General features: G+C 55.4%; 6 protein-coding genes, 1 tRNA gene and 2 pseudogenes. 4 read left to right on the forward strand and 5 right to left on the reverse strand.

Annotation, left to right across the window (positions count from 1 at the left end):
* Positions 1–114: 114 nt before the first annotated feature.
* The 4 genes and pseudogenes from AH68_RS11295 to nrdD all read right to left on the reverse strand — a co-directional run.
* A pseudogene (locus AH68_RS11295) lies at positions 115–1,467 on the reverse strand (activase); the annotation flags it as partial.
* Positions 1,468–1,482: 15 nt separating this feature from the next.
* Positions 1,483–4,983: pseudogene (locus AH68_RS07745) on the reverse strand (acyl-CoA dehydratase activase-related protein); the annotation flags it as partial.
* Between the two features lie 234 nt (positions 4,984–5,217).
* Positions 5,218–5,931: an anaerobic ribonucleoside-triphosphate reductase activating protein gene (gene nrdG, locus AH68_RS07755; protein ID WP_081995909.1), complete on the reverse strand. Its 714-nt coding sequence runs from the start codon at positions 5,929–5,931 to the stop codon at positions 5,218–5,220.
* A gap of 134 nt (positions 5,932–6,065) precedes the next feature.
* Entirely contained in the window at positions 6,066–8,465 is a 2,400-nt protein-coding gene (gene nrdD / locus AH68_RS07760) for an anaerobic ribonucleoside-triphosphate reductase (RefSeq protein WP_039199113.1), read from the reverse strand.
* 324 nt (positions 8,466–8,789) lie between these two features.
* Between nrdD and xseA the strand changes: the two genes are divergently transcribed.
* The 3 genes from xseA to AH68_RS07775 all read left to right on the forward strand — a co-directional run bounded on the left by xseA (position 8,790) and on the right by AH68_RS07775 (position 10,574).
* The gene (gene xseA, locus AH68_RS07765; protein WP_039199114.1) at positions 8,790–10,070 is read left to right on the forward strand and encodes an exodeoxyribonuclease VII large subunit; all 1,281 of its coding nucleotides are present in this window, start codon (positions 8,790–8,792) and stop codon (positions 10,068–10,070) included.
* A 2-nt stretch (positions 10,071–10,072) separates the two neighbouring features.
* Positions 10,073–10,357, forward strand: coding sequence for an exodeoxyribonuclease VII small subunit (locus AH68_RS07770; protein ID WP_039199115.1), 285 nt, complete (start codon positions 10,073–10,075; stop codon positions 10,355–10,357).
* 144 nt (positions 10,358–10,501) lie between these two features.
* A tRNA-Arg gene (locus AH68_RS07775) sits at positions 10,502–10,574 on the forward strand.
* 51 nt (positions 10,575–10,625) lie between these two features.
* On the opposite strand, the gene AH68_RS07780 is transcribed toward AH68_RS07775, so the two are convergent.
* The gene (locus AH68_RS07780) at positions 10,626–11,723 is read right to left on the reverse strand and encodes an endonuclease/exonuclease/phosphatase family protein (protein WP_039199116.1); all 1,098 of its coding nucleotides are present in this window, start codon (positions 11,721–11,723) and stop codon (positions 10,626–10,628) included.
* A 314-nt stretch (positions 11,724–12,037) separates the two neighbouring features.
* Here AH68_RS07780 and AH68_RS07785 point away from each other — a divergent pair, with 314 nt between their 5' ends.
* Entirely contained in the window at positions 12,038–12,712 is a 675-nt protein-coding gene (locus AH68_RS07785; RefSeq protein WP_052189193.1) for an ABC transporter ATP-binding protein, read from the forward strand.
* The last annotated feature ends 36 nt before the right edge of the window (positions 12,713–12,748 follow it).

Raw genomic sequence — 12,748 nt, forward strand, 5'->3', positions numbered from 1 at the left:
CTATTTTGAAGAATTGTTTGTATACATCAAATGAAAATACCGACGCTGAAGATGTTGTCAGCGTCGGTATGTTAGTCAATTCCAGTCAGTGCTTATTGATTTATCCGCCTATGATCAGGCGGATTTTTCGCTTTGCGCCGCTCCACCCTGTCGCGCGGCCTTGTGAGCCTTCTTGGCGGCTGCGATCATCAGTTTGATACGGTTGAGCTGGTTCGCTTCGGATGCGCCCGGATCGTAGTCGATGGACACGATGTTGGCTTCCGGATGCAGGCGGCGAATCTTGCCGAACATACCTCGGCCGGTCACGTGGTTCGGCAGGCAGGCGAACGGCTGCGCACAAATCACGTTCGGGCAACCGGATTCGATGAGTTCAAGGATTTCCGCAGTCAGCAGCCAGCCTTCGCCAGCCTGCACGCCCACGGAAGTGACCTCGTCGGCCTTCTTGACCAGTTCCGGCATCGGCAGGTCCTGGGAGAACTTGCCGTGTGCCAAATCTATCGCCTTGCGTACGGGAGCGTTGTACAAGTCAAGCGCCTTGCGCATCAGCGCGTAGCCAAGCTTGTTGCCGCCCATGCCGAGGTAATGCTCGTTCCAGTCGGAAATGTACGGGCGGGTGGTCATGAATTCCATGATGCCCGGCACCACAGCCTCGCAATTCTGCGATTCGATCACGTCGACCACATGGTTGTTGGCGTCCGGCTGGTACTTAACGAGAATCTCGCCCACCACGCCGACGCGCACCTTGCGCGGTTCGTCCTTCAACGGCAGCGCGTCGAACGATTTGACGATTTCTTTGACGAGCGTCGAATATGGCAGGTATCCCTTGCCGATGAACTTACGTGCCGTCTTCGAGCGACCGTGGTTCTCGAGCGTTTCACGCACGATGGTGTTCCAAGTCTTGTACAGCTGATTCGCACTACCAGGCGTCACCTCATATGGGCGCACGCGGTACAGGCATTTCATCAGCAGGTCGCCGATGATGAGCGCCTTGATGACGCGATGAATCAATGCCGGCGTCGCTTTGAAGCCCGGATTGTCTTCAATGCCTTGCGTGGAAATGGCGATTACTGGAATTTGCGGATATCCGGCATCGATCAGCGCCTTGCGAATCAGGCCGAAATAGTTTGTGGCTCGGCACATGCCGCCGGTCTGTGTGATGGCGAGCGCGGTGTGTTCCGGATCGTATTTGCCGTCCAAAATCGCGTCCACGAGCTGACCGATAACCATGATGGCCGGGTAGCAGGCGTCGTTGTTGACGTATTTCAGGCCGGTTTCCACGTTTTCGCGGCTGGCGTGTTCGAGAATGTCGAACTTGTAGCCGCCGGAGCGGATCACGGATTCCACTAGGGAGAAGTGGATCGGGCTCATCTGCGGAGCCACGATGGTGTAGTCCTTCATGTCTTTGCCGAATGGCACGCGGTTGGCGTATTTCGACATGGTGGCGGAATTGTGCGCGGACTTCTTCACTTCGCCGATGCCGTTTTCCGCGGCACGCTTGGATGCGGCTTTAACGGCTTCGGTGAGTTTCGGATTGGCTTTCATCACGGTATCAAGCATGACTTGACGGCCCGGAGTCGGCGCTTCCGTTCCGGTCTTGCGGAATTCGCCACGCTTGGCACCGGCTTCGGCGGATTCAAGCTGGGCCTGCGCTTCGGCGAGCTGCGCCTGAGCCATTTCCAGCTTGGCTTTCGCTTCAGCCACAGCATCCGATTGCACCGGCTGATCCTGCTTGCCGGGCACGGCACCGGCCAGAGCGCGGCGATGGTTGCGTTCACGCTCTTCGACGGCTGCCTTGAGTGAGCGAAGGCGGATTTTCGCCGCGCCCAGATTGGAGACTTCGTCGATTTTCAGCATGGTGTACACGTCAGCCTTGTCGGCGAGGATTTCGCCCACCTGGTCGGTGGTGATTGCGTCAAGACCGCAGCCGAAGGAGTTGAGCTGCACGAGTTCGAGGCCGGGGTACGAAGCGACGAAATTGGCCGCCGCGTACAGACGGGAATGGTAGGCCCACTGGTTGGTGACGCGCAATGGCATTTTGGTGACCTTGCGGTCTTCCACATGGCGGAAGCCGTCTGTGTTCTTCTTACGTGGATCGTCTTCATCGGCGGCGAGGAATTCGCTCAGGTTGAGCTTCTCCCCCGGCTGCAGTTCGCAGATCGAATCTTCAGACAATACCACCATACCGAGCGAGCATATGGTTTCCGGAATGCCATGGTTGACTTCCGGATCGATATGGTACGGGCGGCCTGCGAGCACGATGCCTCGGCAGTCGTGTTCCTTCATGTAGGCGAGTGCCTTGAGGCCTTCCATTTGCACGTCGTGCTTGAAGACTTCGTTTTCGGCATATGCCGCTTTGACTGCGGTTTTGGCTTCTTCACGGGTCACGTTGGCCCAAGCGAATTCTTCGACGATACGGTCGACCATGAGTTCATGGTTGGCCATGTTGAAGTATGGACGCATGTAACGGATGCCTTCTTCGCGCAGTTCGGGCATGTTCGCGCCGATGACCACGGGATAGTTGGCTACCACCGGGCAGTTGTAGTGGTTGTCGGTGTTGGGTACCAGGTTCTCTTCGTAGCTGACGCACGGGTAGAAGATGTTTTTCACACCCTTGTTCAGCAGCCATTTGATGTGTCCGTGCACAAGTTTGGCCGGATAGCAAATGTTTTCGGATGCGATGGATTCGATGCCCGTTTCGAACAGTTCGTGCGAGCTTCGTCCGGAAATCATCACTTTGAAGCCGAGCGAGGTGAGCAGTGTGAACCAGAACGGATAGTTCTCGTACATGTTGAGTACGCGCGGAATGCCGATTTCGCCGCGGGTTGCGTTCTTGTCGGTGAGTCTGCGGTAGGCGAAGCAACGCTTGTACTTGTAGTCGTAGAGGTTCGGACGATCGGAACGCTTCTTTTTCGCGTCTCCGCCTCGTTCGCAGCGGTTGCCGGTCACGTAACGGGATCCGTCTTGGAAGGTGGTGATGGTGAGCTTGCAGTGGTTTTGGCACAGTTTGCACACGTCTCGTTCGGAGGTCATCGACAGGTTGTCGAGTTCTTCGCCGCTCAAAATGTTCGATGCGGTATGGCGTACGTCTGCGATCACCGCTTCTTTGGTGTCGGTGGTATCGACGTCTTCATTTTCCGCTTCGTCGGCATAGTGCATGCGTGCGGTCAGTGCGGCACCGTATGCGCCCATGAGTCCTGCGATGTTCGGTCGGGTCACTTCACGTTCTGTGAGCAGTTCGAATGCGCGGAGCACAGCGTCGTTGAGGAATGTGCCGCCCTGCACTACCACGGTGTCGCCAAGTTCACCGGAATCACGCAGTTTGATTACCTTGTAGAGGGCGTTGCGCACTACGGAATAGCACAGGCCTGCGGCGATGTCTTCGATGGACGCGCCTTCCTTTTGCGCCTGCTTCACGGACGAGTTCATGAACACGGTGCATCGGGAGCCCAAATCGACCGGATGGGTGGAGTTGAGTGCCGCTTGGGTGAATTCCTGAATGGTCAGACCCATGGAAATGGCAAACGTTTGCAAGAACGATCCACAGCCGGACGAGCATGCTTCGTTCACTGCGATGGAGTCGATCACGCCATCGTTGATGGCGAGATATTTCATGTCTTGGCCGCCGATATCGATGACGGCGGTAACGCCCGGGCTTACCATTTCGGCACCGCGATAGTGAGCCATGGTTTCCACTACACCTTCGTCAAGGTGCAGTCCGGTGGTGATGAGGCCTTCGCCGTAGCCGGTCGCACAGGATCGTGCGATCCATGCGCCTTCAGGTAGTTCGGCTTGGATTTTTTTAACGATTTGCACGGCTGCCGTCAACGGGCTGCCTTCGTTGGTCGCATAAGAGGACCATACGATTTCTCGATCGTCGTTCACCAACGTCGCTTTGATGGTGGTGGAACCGGCGTCGATGCCCAGGAAGTGCGGTCCTTGGGCTCCTTCGAGCGTGCCTTGATGGATATGCTCGCGATGATGTCGTTCGTTGAATGCGGTACGATCCGCTTCGGTAGCGAACAGCGGAGGCATGGTCGGAGTGTTGGACGGCAGGTTTTCCAGTTCGTCCAGGCGCGCCAGAAGGTCGGCGCAGGTTCGTGCTTCGTAATGCTTAGTCAAGGTCGTCACCATCCTGATCGGCCTGCAATGCGGCACCGTATGCCACATACAGGTGAGCATCGGTCGGAACAATGAATTCGTCCACTTTGCCGTCGAGCGCCCGCTTGAACGCGGCTCGCAGCTCGGACATGAAGAACAACGGACCACCTAGGAAGATCACGGTTCCGTGAATCGGGCGTCCGGAGGCAAGGCCTGCAATGGTTTGCGTGGCCACTGCGGTGAAGATCGATGCGGCCAGATCCGGTTTGGCCGCGCCATCGTTGATAAGCGGCTGCAAATCGGTTTTGGCGAACACGCCGCAACGTGATGCGATCGGATACAGGGTTTCGTATTGCGCGGCCATTTCGTTCAGACCAGCGGCGTCGGTGTCGAGCAGTGTTGCCATCTGGTCGATAAATGCGCCGGTACCACCTGCGCAGGAACCGTTCATGCGCTGTTCCGGAGTCGGCTTGAGATAGGTGATTTTTGCGTCTTCACCACCAAGCTCGATGATCACGTCAGCCTGCGGATATTCCTTGTCAATGGCTTCGGTTTCGGCGATGACCTCCTGAACGAAGGGCACGTCGAGGCTGTCTGCAAGAGCAAGACCGCCTGAACCGGTAATGGCCAGACGAATCGGCTCGTCGCCTCGGCCAAGCTTTTCCAATTCTTTGTGGATGTCGGCCAGTAGTCCGGCCACGGTGGCGCGCACATTCGCGTGGTGACGCCGATAATCGGAGAACAGCGCGTCCGCGAGCGCGTCGGACTGATCGAGCACCACCGCCTTCACAGTAGTGGAACCGATATCAAGACCTACACGCAACGGCTTTGTGCCGTGCGTTTCGGTCACGGCTTCTGCTGCTTCAACCATGTATCAACCTCTATCGTTCTATCCGCCGGGCTGCGTTCCCATGGCAGGCATGGAAGCCCCTACCCCGGTTATCCAATCATGTAATCGTAGTCTGTGCCCACGCCTAAGCGCTTCGTGAATGCTCGCAATCAGCATAAAATGCAAGAAACAGCGCATAAATTAGACAACTAATCCAGTCAATGTGTCTAATTATGCATCCGGACACTCGACGAATGCCGAAATCGCAAACCCAGCCAAACATTTCCATGTCAAGATGCGCCGCCTTCCCCCGCAGAACGGTCTTTGCCATATATTTCGGGAATGAATCGTGTTTGATCATGCAATTTCGGCCAAATCACCACTTGTCCGCTTTCCAGTGATTTCGGCACGTCGATGATGCGTTGGTTGCTGCTTCCGCGGAATTGCAGCAGGGAATCACGTAATTCTTTGATATAACGGCCGTCCACTAGAATGTCGATCAGTTCGAGCAGTTCGCGCTTGTCGGGGCTTTCGCCTTCGCGCATGAGCTCTTCCCACGTATAGCCGGTCCAGCACCAAATGTCTTTGGCATTACCGAACCGTTCGCGGATTTTGCGCGCGAGGGGCAACAGCACGCCCGTATTGAGCAATGGTTCGCCTCCGAGGAAGGTGATGCCTTGCACATACGATTGGCTTAAGTCATCCATGATTTGCGCTTCGAGCTTGTCGTTATATTCGTGGCCGGCTTGGAAATCCCAGATTGACGTGTTGTAGCATTCCTCGCAATGGAACGGGCAGCCGGACACGTACAGCGAGCATCGGATGCCTTCTCCATCGGTCATGAGGAACCGTTTGTAGTCGGCAATCATATTGCGGCTCATGCGATTGGTCCATTGCCCTGCTTTGGGATTGTTGGAACGAGTTGTGGGGATGAAAGGCCCGCGATTGGTTTCGTCCGCTGCAAAGTCACGACGTTGAATTGCTGGATTCGCGCTGCTGATCATACGTTGCCCCTTCACGTTTTGCCGTTGCGTCGCATTTTTGCGATTGCTGATTGCCTCATGATTGTCACAGAATGAAAGAGGGTGGAAACCCACCCTCTTTCATATTTCGTTTATGCTTGCTGCCGATGCGGCTCTTACTTGGCTTCCTCGAACCATTCACGTTCGGAACCGTCGCCCAAGGTGACATGACCAGTTTCGCCGCTCATATGCTTGACGCGGTGCGCGATCTCCTCGTGACGTCCGTGCACCATCGGGCGCTGCACCGGGTTGCCCAAGTAGCCGCAGGTGCGCTTGGTCACGTTGCAGTGGTCCGGGTCGGAGTTGCCGCACTCCGGGCACTTGAAACCTTCCTCAGTGGGCTCGAAGTCGCCTTGGAATCCGCAATCGTAGCAGCGGTCGATCGGCGTGTTCGTACCCAGGTAGCCGATGCCGATGTTGTAGGCGTAATCCCACACCGCTTCGAGTGCCTTGGGGTTGGACTGCAGGCACGGGAACTCGCAGTAGTTGATGAAGCCGCCGGACGCGTAGTACGGGAAGTCCTTCTCGTAGTTGAGCTTTTCCATTGGGGTTGGCTGCAGCCAGACCGGATAGTGGAAGGAGTTGGTGTAGAAGTCGTGGTCGGTCACGCCTTCCACTTCGCCGAACTTCTCGTGGTCCATACGGTTGAAGCGGTCGGTGAGGGATTCGGCCGGCGTGGAGTACACGGAGTAGTGGTAGCCTTCCGCGTCGCTCCATTCCTTGCACAGCTCGTTCATGCGCTTGACGATGGACAGTGCGAACTCCTTGCCTTGCGGATCCCAGCCGTGATCGCGCATCCAGTTCTTGCCGTAGAACACGCTGGTCGCCTCATACAGGCCAATGTAGCCCAGGGAAACGGTGGCACGTTCGTTGCGGAACAGCTGGTCGACGCTGTCGTTGGCGCCGAGGCGACCGAAGGCTCCGAAACGGAACAGGGTCGGCGCATTGACCGGCGCGGCCTGCTTACAACGCATGATACGGAATTGCAATGCCTGATGAGCCACGGCCATACGCTCGTCGAAGATCTTCCAGAAGCGATCCTTGTCGCCGTGGGATTCCAGTGCAATGCGCGGAACGTTCACGGTGACGACGCCAAGGTTCATGCGTCCGTCTTCCACGTCCTTGCCGGTCGCCGGATCAATCCAACCCTGCAAGAAGGAACGGCATCCCATCGGGGCTTTGAAGGAGCCGGTGATCTTCACGATGTTCTCGTAGAAGATCACGTCCGGATACATGCGCTTGGTGGCGCATTCGAGGGCGAGCTGCTTCAGATCGTAGTTCGGATCGCCCGGATCGGCGTTCACACCATGCTTGATGGTGAACACGAGCTTCGGGAAAATGGCGGTGTGGTGTTCGGAACCGAGGCCGCGGATACGGTTCAGGAAGATGGCACGTTGAATCTCGCGGGCGAACCAGTCGGTGCCCAAACCGAAGCCAACGGTCACGAACGGGGTCTGGCCGTTCGACACACGATTGGAGTTGATCTGGTATTCCATGGTCTGCATGGCGTCGTAGATGGCCTTGCGGGTCTGGATCTTCGCCCACACCTCGCGCAGCTGCTGCAAACGACTGGCATCCTTGTTAAACGGCTCGTCCATCGGCAGGGCCGGACGGTCCTTTTCGAAATGCAGACGCTTCGGTTCGACATCCTTGGCCAAGCGTACCTGACGTTCGGCGATTTCAATCGGCAGATCGTCAGGCATGATCTCGTGGGCCTGCTCAAGGAATTTATCGTAATCTTTCCTGGCATATTCAACGAAGTGCTCATCGGCACGGTTGGCGGTCTGGCCGCCGTATTGGCTGGAAGCCACGTCCTTCATGATCTGGGTAATCTGCGTGGCAGCGATAGAGATACTGTTCGGCGATCCCATCGGCGCGTTGCCGAGGGTGAAGCCGTTGGCGAGCATATCCCAGTAGTTCGGCAGAGAGCAGTTGGATTGTGCGGTGAACGGCGAGTAGTCGGCGTCGTGGAAGTGGATGTCACCCTTCATATGGGCGTTGGAAACCGCGTCCGGCAGCATGGAGAAGGCGGACGCCTTGGACACCGCACCCGCCAGCAGATCGCGCTGGGTGGAGTAGACGTTGGAATCCTTGTTGGCGTTCTCGCGCACCAGAGCCTCGTCACGGTTCACCAAACGCTTGACGGCTTCGTTGATGTCGGTGGCCTTGGCACGTTCGATGTCTTTGTTCAGACGGTAGTTGGTGTACGTGCGCGCCACATCGTACAGGTGGTCTTCAATCAGGCTGTGTTCAACGAGATTCTGGATGTCTTCGATCTTGGCGGGACCGTTGTAACGATCCTTGATTTCGGCTTCGACCTGATTGGCGATATCACGGATCAGCTGTTCCTCCTGCGGCCCGATCTTCTTATCAAGGTCGGCGAAGGCTGACTTCACCGCGCTGATGATGTTGATCGGATCGAAGTCGACCACACGACCGTCGCGCTTCTCAACGAGCACCTTACCGGTTCCCGTTTTAACGGTTGCGGAGACGGCATTCAGAGCCTGCGTTTCCATTCATCATCCTTTCCGGGTCGGACCCCATCCGACCAGGTTTTCATGCTTTGTTTCGCATGCCATATGTTTTCTACGTCCATAGACTCTACGCCATAGACAGCACTAAATGTAGTAGCGGCACGCCGACAGTAAGACTATATATTCCATTTTTGGCTTGATTCCGCCATTCCTTAACCTGTGTGACAAAGGTAACGGTTTCGCCACGGAGTGTCGCCCGAGTGTCGATTTGACGCAGGCACCGAAGAGGGACTATACAAGGCGGGGTACCCTCACACGATTCGAACATGTGTTTCATTTGTCCGCAAGATGATGGAGTCTTGAACTATGACTTGGAACCAGGATTACACACCCCCGGCAGCGCAATCGAACAGCAAACCGCTGCCGCGACTGGCCGGCGAAACCACCGCTGACAACCCCTGGCCGGTAAGTCTGCTCAGCGAGAAATTCCACATGGCCGTTGAACGGTGGCCATCGGTTTGGGTGGCCGGGCAGATCACACAGATCAACACCAGACGTCAGGGCAGTGCCTACATCACGTTGCGCGATGATTATCAGGACATTGCGTTGGAGGTCAACGGCTTCGGACAGTTCGCCGCAGCAGCCACTCCTTTCGTGCAGGGCGATCGTGTCATCATCCACGGCAAACCGAATCTGTGGATGAAACGCACCTCCCTGTCTTTACGCGGTGACGCCATCATCGCCGCAGGCGCGGGCGGCAGCCTGAAAGCCATGATCGACGAATTACGCAAGAAGCTTAAAGGCGAAGGATTGTTCGACGCCGACCGCAAGCAGCCACTACCAGAGTTTCCGCATTGCATCGGTCTGATTTGCGCCCCGCAGGCCCGCGCGGAAGGCGATGTCATCACCAATGTGAGATTGCGTTGGCCTGTTGTCGATTTCAAAGTAACGCATGTGCATGTGCAGGGTGAGCAGTGCCCTTCCGACGTGATCAAGGCGATCGCGCAGATGGATGCCGATCCCGACGTCGATGTAATCATTGTAGCCCGTGGCGGCGGCGCTTTCGAAGATCTGATCGGATTTTCCGACGAAGGTGTGGTGCGCGCCGCGGCAGCCTCCCATACGCCGTTGATTTCCGCGATCGGTCATGAGGATGATTGGACATTGCTTGATTTGGTCGCCGACTTGCGTGCATCCACGCCAACGGATGCGGCAAAGAAAGTCGTGCCAGACGTTCGTGAGCAGATGCAACTCATCAATGTGAACATCGAACGCATGCGCATGCGCATCGACGCCACCGTCAACAATGAAACAAGACTGATCGAAGGCTATGCGAACCGTCCAAGCCTTACACAGCCGCTCACCATGCTGGAACCGCATCAGCGTCTCATCGACGACGCAAGAACCCGCATGAGAATCGGCTTGACACGTATTCTTGACGACGCAAGTCTCACCATCGAAAAAGCGCACGCTTCACTGACCGCGCTTAGCCCACAATCCACCCTCAACCGAGGCTATGCGGTAGTGCAGGGAGCGGACGGCCATGTAATCGACGATGCGAACGCCGTGAACACCGGCGACCAACTCACCATGACATTGAAGCACGGCATGATCGTGTCCGAAGTCACCACCGTAACGAAGGAGTAGCAATGACCAACGAAACCACCCCCGCATCCAGCCTGACCGACAAGGAACGCGAAGCCATCGCACAAATGCCTTATGAAGAGGCTCGAGATCAGCTCATTCAGGCCGTGCAGGCACTTGAAGCCGGCGGACTTAACCTTGACCAGTCCATGCGCCAGTGGGAGCTTGGCGAGGCTCTTGCCAAGCGCGCCCAAAGTTTGCTCAGCGAAGTACGCGACAAGCTTGACGCAGCACAGGCGGAACAGGCCACTGCGGCCAATACCGCTGGCACGCAAGACAATCTGGCCTGAAAATACCGCCAATACATCGTTTTCCATGACTGTGCGCCACACGTTTTTACAAGGCGTTATATGGCGTACAGTCATGCAGAAATTTCGGATTTCTTCATTTCGGCACCACACTCGTCCGGAATGTGTGTAGAATGAAGATTCGTTGCCTCAGTAGCTCAGTGGATAGAGCACTTCTCTCCTAAAGAAGGTGTCGTAGGTTCGATTCCTATCTGGGGCACTTTATTTTATGCGGATACGCAGCCGATACGTAGTTGTGCCGACACTCTTCTCACACGTCGAATTGCACGGTTGCCAGCAACGCCTTGTGATCACTTCCATCGATTTTCAACGATTTGACCCGACCGGCCAACATGCCGGAATCCAATACGATATGGTCAATGCCCGCGAATGTTGGCACATAATCGATATTCGCAGGCCATGTGAACACCAATCCCCCAGCCGCCTGCTTGGCCGCATCCGTAAACCGCGCTCCCAAGAAATTACGGAACGGCGCATGATCGTCGGTCGCGTTGAAATCGCCCATGAACACGTACCTGCGAGACGTATCGTACCGGAGTCGACCAAGCTCATCCAATGAACGCTTCCACTGCTGCCAATATCCATCGGTCGGAGACGTGGTATGTACCGAAACGAAACGGATCTGCGTCTGACCATCATTGAATGCAACCGTGGCTCCTGGCATGAACGACGCACTCGAATCAACATCATCATCAGCTGGATCAACAAGCGGACTCGCCGACCACAAACCATTGCCATACACGCCGTCTGAACTTGCCACCTGCGCATACGGCAGCAAATCGCCAATACCAGCCTTGTTCAACTCGTCCACGAAAGCATCGGTCGTTTCTTGCAATGCCAGCACTTCCACACGCTCGCTACGCACCACATCAACGATTTCCTGCGCGTCGGCACGACCCTTAAACACATTGCATGTCATCAAACGAGCATAATCATCCTGCGTATTGGCGGACGCTCCCGAAACCGCTGCAATCGCGGCACGCGGAAGCTTCGTTTCATTGTAGAAAAACGGATACTGCCACCATACTTGCAACGCGATCGTCGCAATCGCCAGCAATACCGACATTGTTCGCTTCGAAACAATGCCGCAAATCAGCGCAATCACCGCAAGAATCGCGAACCAAGGCACCAACGAAACGATAATGGGAACATATGGCCACGCCTGAATCTCAGCAGGCAGTATGTGCGAAACAGTGCCCAGCAAAGCTGCAAGCGACAAAATGCCAGCCAGAAAACCGCATATGATATTGCGCACGCGATGCGACTTAGTTTTCTTCAACGTGCGAATAGGCTTAACAGCCTTCGCCTGCGCCGTACGCGGTTTCGTAGGCGTACCAGACCGTGCCATACATCCTCCAACATGGGCATTGCGTTCCATCAGTCAATACATCAATCATCAAATCAGCCATCAAAACCGAGTTCATGACGAACGCCATCGGCAATAGTGCGGCTTCATAGTACCCCAACTTCCACATTCGCCGGCAAATAGTCGCAATCGTCTCCATAAATTTAACGAAAAACAATCGAAACACAAAAATCACCATATTGCCCCCAACCATTAAATGCTATTATGCTGGACGCATAAGAAATCGTAACTAATAGGGGTACGACGCCTTACGCAAGAGCAATGGCTGCTCATGTATACCGAGAGGGAGCTATACCATGCTGGAACTTGACCACGTGGGGTTTTCGTATGGAAAACGTCTGATTTTAGACAATGCGAGCGCGTTATTCGAAGAAGGTTCGACAACGGCAATAATGGGACCTTCCGGCTCAGGAAAGACCACTTTGCTGCGTTTGATGGACGGTTCTTTACAACCAGACACTGGCTCCGTCACCATTGATGGCGCAAATGTCAATTCCATTGATCGAAAAAATCTTCTCGGATCTTTATGCATGCGCATATTTCAGGATTACAGGCTCATTCCATATCTTAACGTGCGAGAAAACATCATGTTGGCGTTTGAAGCGGCGCATAAGAACCTCGGACAAACCAAGATTAAGGAAACTTCCCGCGCTGAAAACAACACAATCGATAACTTGCTTGAAGAAGTGCATTTAGCAGGCTATGCAAACCATTTGGCTGGCCAATTGTCAGGAGGAGAACAGCAACGTGTGGCCATCGCACGCGCGATCGCCATGAAACCACGTGTGATTCTCGCGGATGAACCCACCGGCGCGCTTGATGAGGAAAATACGCAGGCAATCGCAACATTGCTTTCAGATATTGCCCACAAAGAGCGATCCATTGTCATAATCGCAACGCATGACGCTACGGTCGCGCAGCACAGTGACCGCATTGTGCGCATTCAGGACCACAAGTTGGTGGAGCAATGAATGGCATGCCTAACCACAGCACTGGAATCACGAGGC

It is taken from the genome of Bifidobacterium catenulatum PV20-2, assembly GCF_000800455.1.
Classification (GTDB): Bacteria; Actinomycetota; Actinomycetes; order Actinomycetales; family Bifidobacteriaceae; genus Bifidobacterium; species Bifidobacterium kashiwanohense_A.